Here is an 18,621-nt window from a genome sequence, read left to right as displayed (position 1 = left end):
ATTTATAATTATTTAAACATTTATATACCAAATGGTATATAAATGTTTAAATAAAATCATTAAGATAGTTAAGGTTGTTTCTGTATTGTTGCCCCGGCTGTTGTTTCCGAATCCAAGTTAGCCCATCAACTTGTAGATGGGCAGATATATTAGTAAACATATTCCAACTTTACATTCCTCCATGTGCCTCGATCGTTAATTTTAAGAGATTGTTCATAAATTATTATCGTATTATTTTGTGGCCATACAAAGTTGAAGCATCATTTATGCATTTATTGATTCGGTTGAACACAATCGAGATGTTACCCTGAAATACTGCAACTGCCGATTCATTCCGCTCGGAAAAATTACCGTATATCGGTCCTTTAGTCAGTTTAGTCACTTTCTGAATATCAGTTAATGCCGTATTTTCATATCCTTTAATATGGAATACCTGTGCTGATCTCTGAATGATAATTTCTCTTGTTTTTTCTGCTTTTGGCATCTTGACAATTACTATTGACAAAAACTTTAATCGTGTACAAATATATAAAAATATAATACCGTTCGGTATATTATTTCTTATTTTTATTGATTTGTTACATATTAAAGACTCCACATTTGAGGCATTATCCAAATAATCTTTTTTAAAAAAAAAGACCGGTCGTTCTATTTTTTTAATTAACTTTGTTCTGGGCAAGAATTATCACTGATGAAAACTCAAAAATCCGAAAATACTAAACAGCTGATCATAGAGAAAACTTCGACCGTTTTTAATGTGAAAGGCTATGCGGGTACATCCATAAAAGATGTAATGAGCGCCACTGGTCTTTCGAAAGGTTGCGTTTATGGTAATTTTGAGAATAAGGATGAGATTGCATTAAGCGTATTTGACTATAATTTTGCTAAGGTAACGCAGCATATGAAAGAACGTATTTTAGCAACTAAAGATTCACTTGAAAGGTTGTTGGTTTATCCTCATACCTATAAAAACTATTTCAGGTATCCGTATTTACAGGCAGGATGCCCTATTTTAAATACTGCCACGGAGGCTGATGATACACATCCGGCACTGCAGAAACGCGTACAAAAAGCCCTGGCATTTTGGAAAACATCTATCGAAAATCAAATCAAACGCGGCATAGATAGAAGTGAAATAAAAGCAGATACCGATCCTACCGAAATTGCTGTAGTGATGATCTCGATGATCGAAGGTGCTTTTATGCAGGCAAAGGTCAACAAGCATATGACAGAGCTTAATATAGCAATGTCCTATTTAGAGAGAATGATCAGGAATCTGAAAGCATAATTTTTTTTTGCTTATGAAAAGACCGATCGGTTTATTTCAATAAATATTATACTAAAAAACGAATAGAATATCATTAAAACTAAATTACCATCTTAAAGTTATGCCAACACAAATCAGGCTCGCAACAACCGGAGATTATCCAGGAATCATGGAAATCTGGGAATCCGCTGTAAGAGCAACTCACGACTTTTTGCTTGAGGAAGATCTTTCCTTCTTTAAACGAGCTATTCCAAAGGATTATCTCCCTAACCTCGAAGTATTTATCCTTATTGAAAATGGGAAATCTATCGGATTTTCATCGGTATCAGAAGGAAACCTCGAAATGCTTTTTATTCACAATGACTACCGTAGCAAAGGATATGGAAAGCATCTATTTCAATTTATGGATGAAACGCAAGGCATTACAAAGGTTGATGTTAATGAGCAAAATTATCAGGCTAGAGGATTTTATGAAAAATTAGGGTTCAGAGAAGCAGGGAGATCCGAAAAAGATGGCTCTGGTAAAGATTATCCGATTATTCATATGCTAAGATGAAATGGTCATAATTATGGCAACACTATAATTATTAATAATAAAATATATAAAAATGATTGAAGGATTATATGAGACACACATTCAAGTAAGCAACTTGGAAAACGCAGTTCAGTTCTATACTCAAATATTGGGACTTGAGTTCGCGCACTATGATGAAACCAGACCGATTGCGTTTCCTTGGATCGGAGAAAATAAAAAGGCCATGCTCGGACTTTGGGAACAACAAGGAGATCTCCATAAAAGACATTTTGCATTCAGCTGTTCCAAAGATTTTATTTTAAATAACGCAAATACTTTTTTAGATAAAAACGGATTAAAAGCCTATAATTTTCTCAAAAATGGAAGCAATGAACCAATGGTTTTTGCCTGGATGCCCGCACTTGCTCTTTATTTTGACGATCCGGACGGAAATCAACTCGAATTTATCCATATTCTAAAAGGTAAATGTCAGCCAGAACTTGGCGTACTTAGCTACAAAGAATGGCAAAAAATCAATTCACTTTAATAGATTAGATACCATATGAATGCAGAAGACGATTATTTGGAAATAAACAGGGAATCTTGGAATACCAGCACAGAAGCTGGCATCCATTCTGATTTTTATGACCTGGATGTCTCAAAAAAGAATCTTGTACATACGGAGCAATAAAATTTTATATTGTCCTTAAATTAAAATAAGCTATTTCTTCAAATTATATGTTTTTCAGGTTAATAATTCTTTATCTGTCATTTCTTCCATTTGCTGTTCATGCTCAAAATAGGTATGTATTTTTTTTGCATAATAAATTTTTGGAAGAAAATCCGTTAAATGCACATCATCCTAAATACGGACCAGCGGCATATACAGCTATTTTAGAAAAACTTCAATCTAAAAATTCTGTCATACTATCTGAAAAAAGAAAGGTCGGCACTAATCCCAAGAAATATGCAAAAAAAATGATTCTTAAAATTGACAGCTTACACAGCGATGGAGTTCCTTATGACCATATTTCAATTGTTGGAACGTCTCAGGGAGGTTATATAGCTCAATATATCTCCTATTATGCCAAAAATCCAGCGTTGAAATTTGTTTTTATTGGCTCAAGCTTTAAAAATGATTCGATGAATAAAGATCAAAAGCTCAGGCTCTACGGGAAGATTTTATCGATTAATGAAAAAACCGATGTTGACGCTGAGTTATTATCAAGGCAACTTAGATTTAAAAATTCTGATTTAAAATCTTTTAAAGAAATTACTCTCAACACAGGTATGGAACACGGTTTTCTATTCAGGGCATTAGACGAGTGGATAATACCTGCCAAAGAATTGATAAGCAGTAATAACCTATAAATTTATAGTAATGAAAGAAGTAAAGCCACAATCATTTGTCAGATGGTTCGATCGACAATTTGATTCAAACACAGGCTCGGAATATTTTGACGAATTTCTAAAACTCCTTGAAGATTTTCCGGCTGTTTTAAATCAAGTGCTGAAAAGTTGTCCTACAGAAGTTTCAACCCGCAAAATGGGAGATAAATGGTCTGTCAATGAGAATATAGGACATTTAATCCTTTTAGAAGATCTATGGCGAATCCGTTTTAGAGATATAATGAAAGGAAAACCGGATATGTCCACTGCCGATTTAAGCAATACAGCAACTGATCAATCTTCTTTCAACAAAATGGTGGTTGAAGAGCTTATTAACGATCTAGTCAGCGAAAGAGAAAAAACAATTGTAATGCTTCAGAAATTGAGTGAAGAAGATTTATTGAAGACAAGTATGCATCCGAGGTTACAACAACCCATGAATATCATTGACCTGATGCATTTTGTTGCAGAGCATGATTTGCACCATTTGCACACCATCAAGTCAATAATAGGAACCATGTAAAACAATATAATTTTTTATTAAAAAAAAGACTGACTGGTTTATTTATATAAATACAATAATTCCGTATATGGCAAAACTATCAATACTAGATTACCTAAATAAATTGATAAAAAGTGAAATTACCGGCGATATGCATACGCATATGCATTACCCGACACCAATATCAAAAACATTGGGCATAAACATTATAGAGGCTGGTTTAGGTACAGCGACCGTTCAGATCAATACTACAAAAGAACTGCACAGTAACCAACAGGGAACCATTCACGGAGGACTGCTTTGCGAATTGGCTGACGCAGCCATCGGAACCGCACATTCGACTCTTATTCAGGAAGGCGAAACTTTTACATCCGTAGAATTGAAAATCAATTTTTACCGGCCCGTTTTCGAGGATATACTTACTGCCAAAGCATCGCCTTTGCATAATGGAAAAAACTTAAATCATTACCGATGCGATATTTTTCGCAGTGATGGCAAAACAGCAGCTATGGTAACGAGTACAGTCATGACTTTAAGAGGTGATAAAGCGAAAGGACGGTAATGCAGTTCTTATTATACAACAACATTATATACAGAAATATTCATGAATAAAACGGTCTTTAAAAGCCCTGAAGCAAAAAACAAAATTATCCGGGCTTACGACGATGCAATAACAAATTCGTCATTGAATTTGAAAGCCAATGTCTTGAAAACAACTTTTGGTGACACCCATTTTTTGGAGGCAGGAAGTCAACACCAAGAAATCGTCATCTTACTGCATGGCGCGTCTTCTAATGCAACGTCATGGTTATCCGACATAGCCGAATATTCAAAACAATATAAAGTCATAGCAATAGACATTATCGGAGAGGCAGGAAAGAGTGCAGAAACCAGACCTTCTTATGAAACAATAGATTTCGCAGAATGGCTAAAAGAGATTTTCGACAGCCTCAATATCAACAAGGCAAATATAGTCGGATTATCGCAAGGAGGATGGTTGTCATTGCGATTTGCAACAAGTTATCCTGAATTAGTTGACCGGCTGATTTTGCTGACGCCTGCAGGAATAATTCCTACCAAAACAACATTTATCATAAAAGCCATCCTCTATTCCCTTTTGGGAACAACTGGACGTATCAGGATCAATAGACTGGTCTTGGGAAGCCAGCGTGTAGATAATAAGATTATTTCATTTATGGATTTAATACAAACCAATTTTAATGCGAGAATAGAAAAAGAATACATTTTTTCAGATGACGAACTCAGTCGTTTGACTATGCCAGTGTTATTCATCGGCGGAGAGCAGGATGTAATACGCTCTACCCAGAAAATTGCCAGGAGATTGCAAAATATTGTGACAGACTTTACCATAATAGTCATCCCGGAAATGGGACATGTCTTGACTGGATTGGTACCACGAATATTCCCTTTTTTAAACAAAACAAAACACTAATTAATTGCACTACTCTGATGAATACGCAAATAAACTAAAGTCATCTCAAGATTCCATTTGATAACCTGGAAATCTATATCCTTTCCGATGGATTTCGCTATCCATCGAATGGGCGGAAACTGTTGATAAAATCAACGATTGGATCGTTGAGCCATCTGTTGTTCTTTCATTTCCATTATTCCTCAGAGGAAAAATACCTTAAAGAATTGGATACAAATCAACAAGGTATACTTAATGCTTTCCTTACGATTGCAAATTCTTTAGAAGAATCTGGATAGATACATTAAAAAGAGCACTTATTATCACTATTTTTCATATTTTGTCTTTAACTTCAATTTAAACAAGAAATTATGACCAAGTTCCTATTCGTTCTCATTTTCACCTTTTTGGCAATCAGCAATAATTATGGCCAAAACATTCGTTTAAAATTTAAAGTCTATGCGGATACCTTACCAGCATATAGTTACGTATTAATTAATAATGATGTCTTTAAAACGGAAGTTAAAAGTGGAACTTGCGAGTTTGTAATAAACAGGATTCTTGATAAAGGTCATTTCAATTTTGCGCAACTAGCCCTATCAGACAGTGTATTCACAAACCGAGAGGATTTCTCCAGTTTTTTCCGTAGACACCAGATTTTCCCACCAAACTTCTTGTATTCTTTTATTATTGATTCCAATGATCTAACGATGGATATAAATATAAACACACATCAATTAAAAGTATATGGAAGCGATTTGAACAAACAATTTACTGAATTTGAAACCACAGCAAAAACGCTCGATTTAACCAATATTCCAGTTTTAGAGGAACAGATTAAGGGTGATAACAATAGAATGACCGAATTCCTGAAAATTTTTACAAAATATTCGGCAAATAAGCTCAGCGAAGAGCATCTCACATTTCTATTGGAATACCCTAGCTTATCTTTTTACAATTCTAGTACTGTATTCCAACATAAAGATTCGATTTATCAGCTCATTCAGCTGCTGAAGAAAGAAAACTCTCCATATTTTGACAGTGAACGGGTTTTAAAAAAATATCAGGATATGGTTACATTATATAAACCAAAAGAAAATGTACCTGTCCCCAATTTTACCATAATAAACTCGCGTGGAGAAAAAAAATATATCAGGGAACTTTACGATAGTACTGAATACCTAGTTATTGATTTTTGGGGTACATGGTGCGGCCCCTGTATAGCTCAGCACCCTGAGCTACAGCGCATCGTGAATGAATATAAGGATAATGGAAAATTTAAATTTTTAGGCATAGCTGTTAATGACAAATTTACAACATGGAAGCAGTATTTGGAAAAACATCCTTATACCTATGAAAACTACATTTTTGAGAACAGAGATTACCCCAACCTTCAAAAGGAATTGGGTATATATTCATTTCCGCGCTATGTCATCGTTAATACAAAGGAAAACAGGGTTGTCCGATCCAATTTTAAAATTGATCAACTTCGTGACATATTAAATACGTTGTAACTATACTATGGTATCCACCTGACGAACTATAGGTCAGTTGGTTTCTTGAAGTTGTGCACGTGAAGGTCTTTTATATTTTTAAGGTCTCTTGATGATATTTGCTTTTATATCTTCATGCTTTTCTAAGTTTTCATTAACACAAATATCGATTGTAGTACTAAGATCTATTCCCTACAACTGATAAAATAAGACATTCTCTTTTTCCGCCCCCTCGCTGCGCGATGCTCGAAGGTTCTGCTCAAGTGATTTCTTGCGGATTAAAGAGAATACAAATTAAAATGGTGCTGCTTAAATATGGTTCTGCTCTCGTCGATTTCCTTTTCGCTATATCAGCCTACTCTTTTCTCTACTAGTCAACTTCATTGATGTTGCTCACTTTTACAGCAGGCATCGTCTTGAAAATGTCCTGCATGTACTTTCGATGATTGGCCCCAGCTAGGACTACAACTCTTTTCGCCCCTACCACCTTAGCTCTGTTGACAACATTATGGCACATGCCCTCATTTCTCATAATCCACCAATGTATTTTTGACAGCATTTCTTCTTTGGGAAATCCATTCATATTATATAGAACAGGCAAGTAAAAATCTCCCGAGGCGGAAATCTCCGCGGCCTCATCCGTATTCAACCATTCCGTTACCCTATTTGAAGACTCTTCGACATGAGCATATTTCTCAAAACCCTTGTTAATAGCTATCAAGGCTGATTTTAACTGATTTTTAGAGGAATCGGCCATATCTTTCCTGAACAAGACAAATTTCGCGTCAAATGCTCCCCACGATGCTTGCCAATTCAGATCATAGTCCTGGCAATCCATAGCCATCAGTTCCTCGATGCCTAGCTCCTGCATCATCGGGAAGGCGATATAGGCATACTCAGAAGTTTTTAGCCTTCTCATACTTCGTCCAGTGGTATCTGCCCCAGGGCTAAGCAATTTTTCGATATCATGTTCTATTTCAGCATTAGGTTGATGCCGCAGGAAATTATAAACTTGCCAAAATTGATAATGCCCATTTGCCACATCTTGATCAAGATAATAAGCATGCGCTAAATCGACTTTTACACGATAATCATTGGGTTGCTGATTGGATCGTTTCTTCAAGCTGTCAATAGTATGCTGCAGTAATACCTCTTTTATAGGTCGATTGCTCTTAAGTTTGTTTAGCCGGTTTATATTCGGTTGTTTGCACCAATAATCCATCAGCAACCGCTCGTCTTCGCTACTCAGGAACTCGCCAAAAAAGGCGTCAGGCTTAAATTTTCTAATTTTATGATGGATGCTGGAAAAATCCTGGGTAGGATATTTACTATAATCATGGGAAACACCGATTAATAAAACCTCAATATCCTGTGCTTTTGCGTTGATCGAGATTAAGAAAAATAAATAAAAGATATACTTCATATTTTTTGCCTTCTTGTTTCGTTATTGGATGTTTCCTTATTCAGCTACACACTTGGCATTACGGTTTACAAATTAGCTTACAAGCACTTATGCCATCTACAGAATTAAAAATACAAATAAATACGTATAGTTTAACCGCATCGGCCTATAATCCTTTTTTACCCGCTAACCAGTAGCCGTGTAAAAAAACATGCCATTGGTTTTTTGTTTAATGACTTTTCTAAGCAGCTGAGCCGATTTGGCGTTACCCGTCAACACGAAGTTAGCTTCTTGCCAATCCGGGGTATCGACCATTAGGAACTTGCTGATCCATTCCTCCATGCTGAACGAAAAGTTTTTTTTGGGGTAAATATCAGGCAATTTTCCAAGCCCAATAATTTTGGAACATTTTTGTTCTCTTCATCCAATTCATAAAGGAAAATAAACTGACATAAAACCTGTTTTCTCCTCTCGGTTTATACGAGTCGGCCTACCGACACTTTTATAGACTTTATATCCAGTTCTCCCATTTCTGCAGGAACGATTTTATTCGGATCTGAAATTAATTGTCCATCTTTCTTAAATTCTTCGAGTTGCCCTGAGTAACCTGCCCTTGGTATAAAAATGTCATGTTAAACGTATTTGATCGATGAAATTACGCTTTAATCCTGAAAATCCGCCATCTTCTGCGCCAAAGGGCTGACATAGCACAAAATGGAATGATCGCCAAGATAATTGAACATCAACGAAAAGACGAGAGTCGTGAAAAACAGAGAATATCAACTGTTTTTTGAAATGGAGACCAAAAAAAAATCCGCCAAAAAAAATATTTGACTATACAACGCTCATTTTTTTTAATAACTTTGTTTAGGATGAAAAAATGGTTTGCTATATGCTTTTTGACGATCTATATCGCCTCGGCTACTGAAGTTGTTCAGTTGCTGCGATTTCCGTTGTTGATAGAGCATTATTTTGAGCATAAAACAAAAAATCCGCAGTTATCTGTCATCGAATTTCTAAAGATTCACTATAATGGAGATCACCTGGAAAACCATCCACATGATGACGACTATGACGAGGATCAGAAACTCCCATTCATGATGCATACGGCTTCATACTATGCTATTTTTGTCTGCCCGCCAACTGTAGAAGTAGAAATTCACAACAGCTCCATACCAAGGAAAATTAATACTACCCCCATACGGAACGATCAGTTTATAGACGATACTTTCCTTAATTCCATCTGGCAGCCGCCAAAATTCTGTTAATACATTCCTCCTTTTATTTTTAGGATAAAGACGTCCGCAGTGAAGCAGCTTTCTTGACAGAAAGTGCCTACAATTTCTGTATAGGAATACGGAAGCATTTTTCAATGTCAATATATTATTGGTCACTCGTGTCTTTGTCAAAACTTACGATTTAACAGAATCAAATTGATATGCTTACGAAAATTATTGAGTTCTCTGTAAAGAACAAACTCATTGTCGTGCTGTTGATGTTGGCTTTGATCGGTGTAGGTGCTTATCAGGTGACGAAATTGCCTATTGATGCCGTACCCGATATTACCAATAATCAAGTGCAGGTCATTACAATAGCTCCATCCTTTGGAGCAACAGATATTGAAAGGCTCGTGACCTTTCCGATCGAACAGGCTAACAGTAATATCGCTGGATTACAGGAAATCCGTAGCTTTTCGCGATTTGGACTATCCTTGGTAACCATTGTTTTTGATGACAATATCGATATCTATTGGGCCCGGCAACAGGTAGCTGAGCGTCTGCAACAGGTACAACAGGAAATCCCGACAGGTATAGGTTCTCCACAATTAGGTCCTATTTCTACAGGTCTTGGCGAAATATATCAATATGTCGTTCGCCCGCAACAAGGATACGAGGGTACATATAATGTCACTGAGCTCCGTACTATTCAGGACTGGATTGTCAGAAGGCAGCTGCTGGGTGTTAAGGGGGTGGCTGAGGTCAGCAGTTTTGGCGGAAAACTCAAACAATATGAGATAGCTGTAAACCCCGACAGGCTAAATGCTTATGGGATTACCATTAACGACGTCTTTGATGCCCTCAATACCAACAATCAGAATACGGGTGGCGCTTACATCGAAAAAGGCCCCACAGTCCTCTACATCCGAAGTGAAGGATTGGTTGGCACGATTGAAGACATTCAGAATATAGCAATTACAGGAAAGCAAAATGACTTACCGATTTTCATTCGGGATGTAGCCGATGTACGTCCGGGTTTTGCAACGCGATATGGTGCCATGACCTACAATGACAATGGAGAGGTGGCTGGAGCCGTCGTCATGATGCTTAAAGGAGCCAACAGTAGCCAAGTGATTGCGGACGTCAAAGCCAAGGTAGAGGAAATCAGAAAAACCCTGCCCAAAGGAGTCATCATCGAGCCCTTTCTAGACCGTACCAAAATGGTCAATAATGCGATCAGCACAGTGCAGACAAATCTTTTGGAAGGCGCACTCATTGTGGTATTTGTACTAGTTCTCTTTTTGGGGAATGTACGGGCCGGATTGCTCGTGGCCTCAGTCATTCCTCTGGCCATGCTTTTTGCGATCTGTATGATGAACCTTTTTGGGGTGAGTGGTAATCTGATGAGTCTTGGTGCACTCGATTTTGGATTAATCATTGATGGTGCAGTCATTATTGTTGAATCCGTCATGCATCAGCTTATGCAACAGCAACGATTCAAAGCCCTACTCAAAGTACCTGCTTCTGAAATGGACGATTTGGTAACTGCATCAGCCGGTCGCATGATGAACAGCGCTGTCTTTGGACAGATCATTATTCTGATCGTTTACCTTCCAATCTTAACGCTACAAGGAATCGAGGGCAAAATGTTCAAACCTATGGCAGAAACTGTTGCTTTTGCGCTATTGGGTGCATTCCTTCTATCGCTCACCTATATACCGATGATGAGTTCATTTGTACTTCGTTCAAAAAGTAACAAACCCTCGCCTTCGGATAAGCTGATGAAAAGACTGGAAAAGTTTTACCTGCACACACTGCTCAAAGTACTGCGGATTCCAAAGACAATTTTTACACTGGTTATTTTACTTTTTATAGGAGCTGTACTGATACTCAGCCAGCTAGGTGGTGAATTTATTCCTTCACTGGAGGAAGGCGATTTTGCAGTAGATACCCGTGTCCTCCCAGGAAGTAACCTGACTACGACCATTGAAAGCACACAGAAAGCTGCCCATATCTTAAAGAGCAGATTTCCGGAGGTAGAAAAAGTAGTCACCAAAATTGGTAGTGGCGAGGTGCCGACCGATCCTATGCCGATGGAGGCCTCGGATATGATGGTTATTTTAAAAGATAAAAAGCAATGGACTTCGGCGCATACCTTTCCTGAACTTGCTACAAAAATGAGCGCAGCATTAGCCGATGTCCCCGGCATTACGGCCGGTTTTCAGTACCCTGTACAAATGCGGTTCAACGAGCTGATGACAGGAGCACGTCAAGACGTTGTCCTCAAAATATTTGGAGATAACCTGGATTCCCTGACCTTACATGCTCAAAAAATAGGTAAAATAATCGAACAGGTCCAGGGAACCCAAAATCTCTACATCGAACCGATTGCCGGGCTTCCGCAAGTTGTCATATCTTATAATCGCCCTAGCATTGCACAGCATCATCTCTCGATTGATGAAATAAACAGAACCATCAATGCGGCTTTTGCCGGGCAGCGAACAGGCTTGGTATTCGAGGGTGAGAAACGCTTCGACATGGTTGTACGGCTTGCTGCCAGAGACCGAAATAATATTGCTGACATCCGTAACCTTTTGATTCCTACTTCCATGGGAAACCAAATTCCACTGTCCCAATTGGCCCGTGTAGAAATTGTACAAGGACCTAATCAGATCCAACGGGAAAATGCGCAACGGCGGATTGTCGTCGGATTTAATATCAACGGTCGGGATGTAGAAAGTATCGTTCACGACCTACAAGCTAGGATTGATAAGGAAATCAAACTTCCAACAGGATACTCCATTAAATATGGTGGTTCTTTTGAAAACCTCAACAACGCCAAGCAGCGCCTGTTGATTGCAGTGCCTATTGCGTTAGCGCTAATTTTCATACTCTTATTCCTTGCATTTAAATCCGTTAGGGAAAGTTTATTGATCTATACGGCCATACCATTATCGATTATCGGTGGAGTGTTCTTATTGGCGCTGCGTGGAATGCCTTTTAGTATTAGTGCCGGGGTTGGATTTATAGCGCTATTTGGTGTCGCTGTGCTCAATGGTATCGTATTGATTTCTGAATTTAACCGGCTTCAAAAAAGTGGCATTCGTAATATTGTGCGTATTGTTGTCGATGGTGGTGAAAATCGGTTGCGCCCCGTTTTGATGACCGCATCGGTAGCCTCACTGGGATTTATCCCAATGGCGCTGAGCAATGGAGCTGGGGCTGAAGTACAGCGCCCTTTAGCAACTGTGGTCATCGGTGGTCTGCTTATCGCGACGCTATTGACCTTATTTGTGCTTCCGCTCCTTTACGTAACCATGGACCGCGGATTTAAACCTCATAAATTAAAAGGAAAGCATATTGTGCCTCTTTTGATTGCTCTTGCTGTTTTTGCAACAAAAAATTCGACAGCACAGACCAAGATCACTTTGGATCAATCCATTGAACTCGCGCTCCAAAACAACCGAAACATAAAAATTGAAAAACTGCGTGTGGCTTATGCCAAGGCTCTAATAGGGACATCCACTGCTGATATTCCGCAGACGGATATCGGCCTAGATTACGGGCAGATTAATAGCGCTTATCAGGATACTAAGGTTAGTATCAGTCAACGTTTTGGTTTTCCTACTGTCTACAGAAGACAACGTCTGCGCTATACCGAAGAGTGGAAAAAAAGCAAGCTGAATGTCACGCTTAAAGAGTTTGAGCTGAAAAAGGCCGTCAGCCTTACCTACTATAACATACTATATTGGCAGCAAAAGGAAAAACTTTTGAGCGAGGCATTATCCCTTTATAGCAGCTTCCTTGACAAGACCATCCTCCGTAAAAAGGCAGGAGAAAGCAATGCGTTGGAAAGCTCAACTGCGGCAAATCAAAAGGCCGCAATCACAATCCAATTGAGACAGGTAGCTGATGAAATAAATGTCCTTCAACTGCAATTCCAATGGTTGCTAAATACATCAGAAGCCTACATCCCTACCATTGTGGAAAAGGCTATTTTCGTTCAGTCATCGATGGCCGATCACCCTTTACTCAAAGTGCTTCAACAAGAAAAGATAGTCGCAGCGCACACAACTGCAATGGAAAAATCCCGACTACTTCCCCAATTGCTGCTAGGCTACAATCTGAATAGTTTTAAAGGCGCGGGGCCTGATAACAGAATCTACGACGCGAGTCCAAGATTTCATTCGGTGCAGTTAGGGCTCTCCATACCGTTATTTTCCAGCGGACAGCGTGCTCGGATCGAAACTGCACGTCTGGCAGAAACCATTGCAAGCGATGAGCTTCAAAATGCACAATCTGCGCTTGAAAGACGGGCCCAAGAATTCGCGCAACGCTATCAGACCAGTCTTGCTATTGTCGATCAATATGAATCCGAGGGACTCAAAAATGCAGCAATAGTTTTTGAAACAGCGCAGAAGCAATTTTCCAATGGAGCCATTGACTATCTCGAATTTGTCACTTTAATAAACCAGGCTATCGCGTTGAAAAGTAGCTATACAGATGCATTGTGGCAGCTCAATGAAAATGCCATTCAGCTTCATTACATCATGATAAATCAATAGAAATGAAAACGAAAAATATGATAGTCCAATATATCGTTCTTATGTTGGCAACAACTGGCATCTCTTGCCAGGACAATAAAGGCGAAGCTTCACTGTCATCTGCAAAGCCGAAAGACGAAACTCTTGTTTCCTTAACGGAAGCACAACTGCAAAATGCCCAAATAGAGACAGTAACGCTTTCGGACCAGCCGATAGCCAGCATATTAAAACTGAATGGAAAAATTGATGTACCGCCTCAGAATATGGTGTCTGTAAGTATTCCTTTGGGGGGATACCTAAAGAGTACCAGCCTGCTGCCAGGCATGAAAGTATCAAAAGGTGATATTATTGCCATCGTCGAAAATCCACAGTTTATCCAACTGCAGCAAGACTATCTTGCCGCCCAGTCGAAACTACAATTTGCCCAGCTCGACTACAGACGTCAAAAAGAACTCAACCAGAGTCAGGCAAGCAGTGATAAAGTAATGCAGCAAGCACAGGCTGAAATGAACAGTCAGCAGATAACAATGAATGCAATTGCCAGACAGTTAGAACTTATTCGTATTCAACCTAGTACTGTTACCCCAGGAAATATCCGTAAAAGCGCGCCCGTATACAGCACGATCGATGGCTATGTAAGTAAAGTCAATGTCAATATCGGAAAATATGTAAATCCTTCTGATGTCCTCTTTGAATTGATCAACCCAACGGACATCCATCTAAATTTGAAAGTCTATGAAAAAGACCTTGAACAGCTGCATCCAGGACAAACGCTATTAGCTTACTCCAATGCTAATCCCAATAAAAAGTACTCGGGTAAAATCCATTTGATCGGCAAGGATGTCGATCCCACAGGTATGACAGATGTCCATTGCCATTTGGATAAATATGATCCGAATCTGGTACCTGGGGTATATATGAATGCTGAAATCCAAACGACAACGAGCTTGGGACAGGCTCTGCCGGAAGAATGTATCGTAGACTTTGAAGGAAAAAGTTATGTATTCGTCTCGGAAGGAAACAGAAATTATCGTCTGACAGCAATATCCGTTGAGGAGCCCCAAAAAGGCCTAGCAAAGGTTTTGAATGTCCGAGATTTCGCAGGTAAAAAAATAGTTAGTAAAAATGCCTATACCCTATTAATGCAATTAAAAAACAGCGGGGAAGATTAAATAAAATCGTTATGAAAACATTATTAAACACGTTGGTATTAACACTCTTGTGTTATACCATTCATGCGCAGAATCGACTGAATGTCGCAAAGCAGCAGGCGATAACGCAACATAAACTTATACTGCTCAATTTTTCCGGTTCGGACTGGTGCATTCCCTGTATAAAGTTGCATAAAAACATCATTGATAGTGAGCAATTCAAACAGCTCATAAACGATCAGATCATTGTTTTTCTTAATGCCGACTTTCCAAGAAGCAAAAAAAATCAACTGCCGGTAGAACAAAAAAAAGAGAATGCGAATCTTGCAGATCAGTATAATTCTACGGGCATATTTCCTTATACGTTGTTACTGGATGCCAATGGGAAAATTTTAAAGAGTTGGGCCGGCTTACCTCCTGAAGACCCCGCCAATTTTTGTGATGAGATCAGAACAGTTTACAACCAAATAACACGGCCATGAAAAAAGAATATCGACGTAGACTCAAACTCATGGGCAATCATTTTGAGCTAACGGTGGTTGATGACAATGAGGTGAAAGCCAATGCCCATATCGATGCGGCTATCGCGGAAATACAACGGATAGAGCGATTACTGACCACTTTCAATGAAGACAGTCAAACCAACCTGATCAACCGTCATGCGGGCATCCGTCCTGTCAAAGTTGACCGGGAAATCTACGAAATTATCGAAAGGAGCTTACGAATTAGCCGCCTGACCGATGGTTATTTTGATATTTCCTACGGGAGCATTGATAAGGGCCTTTGGAATTTTGATCGCAGTATGCTATGTCTTCCTGACGCAGAAACTGTTGAACGCAATCTGAATTTAGTGAACTACAACAATATAGTACTCGATGATGAGGCAGGTACTGTATTTTTAACAAAGCAAGGCATGCGTATCGGTTTTGGCGGTATCGGGAAAGGATATGCGGCAGAAATGGGGAAAAGATTATTGCAGCAGCGGGGCGTAGATTCGGGTGTGGTAAATGCCTCTGGCGACCTTACCGTCTGGGGAAATCAGGCTAATGGAAAACCATGGACCATCGGAATTGCCAATCCGGAACGGGCAGTCCTTCCCTTTTCCTATATGAACATCACGGATACTGCTATAGCAACATCGGGCAACTATGAAAAATTCGTCATGATCGATGGTAAAAAGTACTCTCATACCATCAACCCAAAAACAGGAATGCCCATAAGTGGAATAAAGAGCGTTACGATCATCTGCCCGAATGCTGAGATAGCAGATGCTCTTGCGACACCGGTCAGCATCATGGGCGTCCAAAATGGCATTGAGCTCATCAATCAGATTCAACAGGTTGAATGTATCATCATTGATGATGAAAACCATATTTATTCATCCCATAAAATCAACTTCAAATGAAAAACAAAAGCAATAAAATATACTGGAGCCTCGCTATGATCTTACTATTGGTAATAGCCTCGTCCTGCAGTACGGTAAAGGAATACGAAAAAAATAAACTCAACGATGCTGAAATGAGATTGGGCAACCGCCATGTCGAAAAGACTGAACTCAGCTTTCAGTCTTACAGAGAAGGTTCTTCTGGCGCAAACGCCGGAAAGGTTGGCGGCGGCTGTGGTTGCAATTAAAATGACACCTGTTTTTTAATACGTTATTACATGAAAAAAGTATTTCTTAGTGTTGCGGCCCTTTTGGGCCTGCTGCACGCAAAAGCACAGGAAAGCAAACCCACGGAAAAATCGAGGAAGCTTACTTTCGAAGAGGCAAATCTTGTCTCAAGTTATTATCATCAGGACGGTAACAATTCGGCAGTAACAGGCGGTATCGGTTCAGAAAGACTAACAGATATCTCCAATAATATCGAGGTGGTTCTCTTAAAATATGACAAGAAAGACCGGAAAAATAAATTCACTTTCAATATCGGACTGGACCATTACACTTCGGCATCATCTGATATGATCGATCTCAAAGCCAATTCCTCTGCTTCACATGCCGACAATCGAATCTACCCTTCAATTTCCTGGTCTCGGGAAAATGAAAAAAAAGGATCGACACTGATGGGCGGAATATCCCTTTCCTCTGAATTCGACTATCAATCCTATGGTGCCAATATTGGTTTTGCGCAGAAAACCAAAAACAGAATGGGCGAATTTACAGCACGATTCCAAACCTACCTCGACCAAGTAAAGCTGGTCACCCCTATCGAGTTACGATCCAACACCAACCTTGGTTCAGGTGGAAGCGAACATGAGAACTATGGCTCAAGCGGCAGAAATACCTATGCGCTTTCACTGAGCTATTCACAGATTATCAACAGCAATTTTCAGGTGGAATTTTTGGCTGATGCCGTCCAGCAATCAGGTTTTTTGAGTTTGCCCTTCCATAGGGTCTACTTTATTGATGGTACAGTGCATCAGGAAGCCCTACCCGATAAACGATTTAAAATACCATTAGGTATGCGGGCAAATTATTTCTTCGGCGACCAGTTCATCATGCGTGCCTATTATCGTTATTACAGAGATGACTGGGGAATAAAGTCCAACACGGCAAGTATAGAAATGCCGATAAAGCTTTCGCCATTTGTTTCGCTAAGTCCTTTTTATCGGTATTACCGCCAGACTGCTGCCAAATATTTTGCGGCATATCAGCAACACAGCGGATTGGACGATTACTACACCAGTAACTATGATCTATCTCAATTCAGCAGCAATTTCTATGGTGCCGGCGTCCGTTTGAATCTCCCCAATGGACTTTTCGGTATCCGTAAATTGGATATGCTGGAACTGCGGTACGGACATTACAGCAAGTCAGTGGGGATGAAGTCGGATATTATTTCGCTAAATCTTAGATTTAAATAACCGTTAGGCTAACATCTTAATTCCAAAATGAGGGTGTCTTAATGGACGCCCTTTTTTAATGTTACCATTCAGAAAAGTAAAGTCAGCAATGGCTTTTCTTTTTATGATTTACCACTATAGATGTATTTATAAAGCTGAAATGCGGCAGTTATCAATATGACGATCAATATAATATACCGAAATGTTCTTTCTGATGTTTTTTGTAATATCAGTTTCCCAAGATAACTTCCTAAAATGCTTATGCCAATCAAAAATGGAATGTAAACTAGGTGTTTGCTGGTAAAATATCCATTGTTTATATATACAACTGCTCGGCTTAGATCAACACCTAGATCAATCAAGGCGGAAGTAGCGATAAAAACATCTTTTGGCAATTGAAAAGCTGCTAAGGTAATTCCCCGAATCGCTCTGCCTGTACCCGCGATCCCGGCTATGAATCCAGAAGTGACGCCACCGAGGTAGAGGTTCGAATTTGATGGTTTTAACGGCCTGTCTGACTTAAATATTAAAAATAAAGCTAGGAAGATTAAAATGATATTCATCCCCAACTCGATCTGTTGAACGGGTAAATACTTGGTGATGATAGCTCCCAATATGACAAATATAACGGCAGGAATGCCCAGCTTGATGGCAATATCCAAACGGATTCCCTTTCTGAATAATGCAATTTTTGACAAGTTGCTAAAAACATGAAATACAGCGGTAATACCCAATACTGTTTTAAAATTAAAGAACAGTGAGGCGATAGGAACAAATAAGATGGATGAACCAAAGCCGGAGACCGTCCCCAATATTTCTGCCACTAAAGCTAAACCGAAAAAAATCAGATACCTTTCCATAAAACTTGA

19 protein-coding genes are annotated in these 18,621 nt (G+C 39.2%); 16 read left to right on the top strand and 3 right to left on the bottom strand.

Features of this window, described 5'->3' with window-relative positions:
* Positions 1–223 precede the first annotated feature (223 nt).
* Positions 224–484, bottom strand: a complete 261-nt coding sequence (locus CBM24_RS11050; RefSeq protein WP_088161260.1) for a hypothetical protein — start codon at positions 482–484, stop codon at positions 224–226.
* Between the two features lie 207 nt (positions 485–691).
* On the opposite strand from CBM24_RS11050, the gene CBM24_RS11045 reads away from it, so the two are divergent.
* From CBM24_RS11045 to CBM24_RS11010, 9 genes are all read left to right on the top strand, one after another.
* On the top strand, positions 692–1,288 hold the full coding sequence (locus tag CBM24_RS11045; RefSeq protein WP_088161259.1) for a TetR/AcrR family transcriptional regulator: 597 nt from the start codon (positions 692–694) through the stop codon (positions 1,286–1,288).
* A gap of 100 nt (positions 1,289–1,388) precedes the next feature.
* Complete coding sequence (locus CBM24_RS11040; protein ID WP_075992211.1) at positions 1,389–1,823, top strand: GNAT family N-acetyltransferase; 435 nt, start codon at positions 1,389–1,391, stop codon at positions 1,821–1,823.
* Between the two features lie 52 nt (positions 1,824–1,875).
* Positions 1,876–2,328 carry a VOC family protein gene (locus CBM24_RS11035; protein ID WP_088161258.1) on the top strand — a complete coding sequence of 151 codons (453 nt, stop codon included), beginning with the start codon at positions 1,876–1,878 and terminating at the stop codon, positions 2,326–2,328.
* A 15-nt stretch (positions 2,329–2,343) separates the two neighbouring features.
* Positions 2,344–2,472 (top strand): hypothetical protein, encoded by a 129-nt coding sequence (locus CBM24_RS27900; RefSeq protein ID WP_262507991.1) that lies wholly within the window; start codon positions 2,344–2,346, stop codon positions 2,470–2,472.
* Between the two features lie 140 nt (positions 2,473–2,612).
* A complete protein-coding gene (locus tag CBM24_RS11030) occupies positions 2,613–3,152 on the top strand; it encodes an alpha/beta hydrolase (protein WP_157698429.1) in 540 nt (179 codons plus the stop codon).
* 10 nt (positions 3,153–3,162) lie between these two features.
* Positions 3,163–3,693 carry a DinB family protein gene (locus CBM24_RS11025; protein ID WP_075992208.1) on the top strand — a complete coding sequence of 177 codons (531 nt, stop codon included), beginning with the start codon at positions 3,163–3,165 and terminating at the stop codon, positions 3,691–3,693.
* Positions 3,694–3,760: 67 nt separating this feature from the next.
* Positions 3,761–4,234 carry a PaaI family thioesterase gene (locus CBM24_RS11020; RefSeq protein WP_075992207.1) on the top strand — a complete coding sequence of 158 codons (474 nt, stop codon included), beginning with the start codon at positions 3,761–3,763 and terminating at the stop codon, positions 4,232–4,234.
* A gap of 42 nt (positions 4,235–4,276) precedes the next feature.
* Positions 4,277–5,125 (top strand): alpha/beta fold hydrolase, encoded by an 849-nt coding sequence (locus CBM24_RS11015; RefSeq protein ID WP_088161256.1) that lies wholly within the window; start codon positions 4,277–4,279, stop codon positions 5,123–5,125.
* Between the two features lie 350 nt (positions 5,126–5,475).
* Entirely contained in the window at positions 5,476–6,618 is a 1,143-nt protein-coding gene (locus tag CBM24_RS11010) for a TlpA family protein disulfide reductase (RefSeq protein ID WP_088161255.1), read from the top strand.
* Between the two features lie 349 nt (positions 6,619–6,967).
* On the opposite strand, the gene CBM24_RS11005 is transcribed toward CBM24_RS11010, so the two are convergent.
* Positions 6,968–8,020 (bottom strand): DUF5694 domain-containing protein, encoded by a 1,053-nt coding sequence (locus CBM24_RS11005; protein ID WP_088161254.1) that lies wholly within the window; start codon positions 8,018–8,020, stop codon positions 6,968–6,970.
* 851 nt (positions 8,021–8,871) lie between these two features.
* On the opposite strand from CBM24_RS11005, the gene CBM24_RS11000 reads away from it, so the two are divergent.
* The 7 genes from CBM24_RS11000 to CBM24_RS10970 all read left to right on the top strand — a co-directional run bounded on the left by CBM24_RS11000 (position 8,872) and on the right by CBM24_RS10970 (position 17,773).
* Positions 8,872–9,267 (top strand): hypothetical protein, encoded by a 396-nt coding sequence (locus CBM24_RS11000; protein WP_088161253.1) that lies wholly within the window; start codon positions 8,872–8,874, stop codon positions 9,265–9,267.
* 170 nt (positions 9,268–9,437) lie between these two features.
* Positions 9,438–13,781, top strand: a complete 4,344-nt coding sequence (locus CBM24_RS10995) for a CusA/CzcA family heavy metal efflux RND transporter (protein WP_088161252.1) — start codon at positions 9,438–9,440, stop codon at positions 13,779–13,781.
* 2 nt (positions 13,782–13,783) lie between these two features.
* Entirely contained in the window at positions 13,784–14,932 is a 1,149-nt protein-coding gene (locus CBM24_RS10990; RefSeq protein ID WP_088161251.1) for an efflux RND transporter periplasmic adaptor subunit, read from the top strand.
* Between the two features lie 11 nt (positions 14,933–14,943).
* A complete protein-coding gene (locus CBM24_RS10985; protein ID WP_088161250.1) occupies positions 14,944–15,393 on the top strand; it encodes a thioredoxin family protein in 450 nt (149 codons plus the stop codon).
* Positions 15,390–16,316: an FAD:protein FMN transferase gene (locus CBM24_RS10980; protein WP_088161249.1), complete on the top strand. Its 927-nt coding sequence runs from the start codon at positions 15,390–15,392 to the stop codon at positions 16,314–16,316. Before CBM24_RS10985 ends, CBM24_RS10980 begins: the two co-directional genes overlap by 4 nt.
* Positions 16,313–16,543, top strand: coding sequence for a DUF4266 domain-containing protein (locus tag CBM24_RS10975; RefSeq protein ID WP_198386094.1), 231 nt, complete (start codon positions 16,313–16,315; stop codon positions 16,541–16,543). Before CBM24_RS10980 ends, CBM24_RS10975 begins: the two co-directional genes overlap by 4 nt.
* A 30-nt stretch (positions 16,544–16,573) precedes the next feature.
* Positions 16,574–17,773 carry a DUF3570 domain-containing protein gene (locus CBM24_RS10970; protein ID WP_088161248.1) on the top strand — a complete coding sequence of 400 codons (1,200 nt, stop codon included), beginning with the start codon at positions 16,574–16,576 and terminating at the stop codon, positions 17,771–17,773.
* Positions 17,774–17,874: 101 nt separating this feature from the next.
* Here CBM24_RS10970 and CBM24_RS10965 read toward each other — a convergent pair whose 3' ends face one another.
* Positions 17,875–18,612, bottom strand: coding sequence for a sulfite exporter TauE/SafE family protein (locus CBM24_RS10965; protein ID WP_088163530.1), 738 nt, complete (start codon positions 18,610–18,612; stop codon positions 17,875–17,877).
* Between the last annotated feature and the right edge of the window lie 9 nt (positions 18,613–18,621).

This window comes from Sphingobacterium sp. G1-14 (genome assembly GCF_002196555.1).
GTDB classification, from domain to species: Bacteria; Bacteroidota; Bacteroidia; order Sphingobacteriales; family Sphingobacteriaceae; genus Sphingobacterium; species Sphingobacterium siyangense.
The sequence above is the reverse complement of the archived record's forward strand: the minus strand, read 5'-3'. Positions and strand labels throughout refer to the sequence as shown.

Coding starts and splice junctions, on each gene's coding strand:
- CBM24_RS27900 (WP_262507991.1), top strand. CDS start 2,344: ATGAATGCAGAAGACGATTATTTGGAAATAAACAGGGAATCTTGGAAT.
- CBM24_RS11015 (WP_088161256.1), top strand. CDS start 4,277: ATGAATAAAACGGTCTTTAAAAGCCCTGAAGCAAAAAACAAAATTATC.
- CBM24_RS10995 (WP_088161252.1), top strand. CDS start 9,438: ATGCTTACGAAAATTATTGAGTTCTCTGTAAAGAACAAACTCATTGTC.
- CBM24_RS11045 (WP_088161259.1), top strand. CDS start 692: ATGAAAACTCAAAAATCCGAAAATACTAAACAGCTGATCATAGAGAAA.
- CBM24_RS10990 (WP_088161251.1), top strand. CDS start 13,784: ATGAAAACGAAAAATATGATAGTCCAATATATCGTTCTTATGTTGGCA.
- CBM24_RS10970 (WP_088161248.1), top strand. CDS start 16,574: ATGAAAAAAGTATTTCTTAGTGTTGCGGCCCTTTTGGGCCTGCTGCAC.
- CBM24_RS11005 (WP_088161254.1), bottom strand. CDS start 8,020: ATGAAGTATATCTTTTATTTATTTTTCTTAATCTCGATCAACGCAAAA.
- CBM24_RS10975 (WP_198386094.1), top strand. CDS start 16,313: ATGAAAAACAAAAGCAATAAAATATACTGGAGCCTCGCTATGATCTTA.
- CBM24_RS10985 (WP_088161250.1), top strand. CDS start 14,944: ATGAAAACATTATTAAACACGTTGGTATTAACACTCTTGTGTTATACC.
- CBM24_RS11020 (WP_075992207.1), top strand. CDS start 3,761: ATGGCAAAACTATCAATACTAGATTACCTAAATAAATTGATAAAAAGT.
- CBM24_RS11035 (WP_088161258.1), top strand. CDS start 1,876: ATGATTGAAGGATTATATGAGACACACATTCAAGTAAGCAACTTGGAA.
- CBM24_RS11040 (WP_075992211.1), top strand. CDS start 1,389: ATGCCAACACAAATCAGGCTCGCAACAACCGGAGATTATCCAGGAATC.
- CBM24_RS10980 (WP_088161249.1), top strand. CDS start 15,390: ATGAAAAAAGAATATCGACGTAGACTCAAACTCATGGGCAATCATTTT.
- CBM24_RS11000 (WP_088161253.1), top strand. CDS start 8,872: ATGAAAAAATGGTTTGCTATATGCTTTTTGACGATCTATATCGCCTCG.
- CBM24_RS11025 (WP_075992208.1), top strand. CDS start 3,163: ATGAAAGAAGTAAAGCCACAATCATTTGTCAGATGGTTCGATCGACAA.
- CBM24_RS10965 (WP_088163530.1), bottom strand. CDS start 18,612: ATGGAAAGGTATCTGATTTTTTTCGGTTTAGCTTTAGTGGCAGAAATA.
- CBM24_RS11010 (WP_088161255.1), top strand. CDS start 5,476: ATGACCAAGTTCCTATTCGTTCTCATTTTCACCTTTTTGGCAATCAGC.
- CBM24_RS11050 (WP_088161260.1), bottom strand. CDS start 484: ATGCCAAAAGCAGAAAAAACAAGAGAAATTATCATTCAGAGATCAGCA.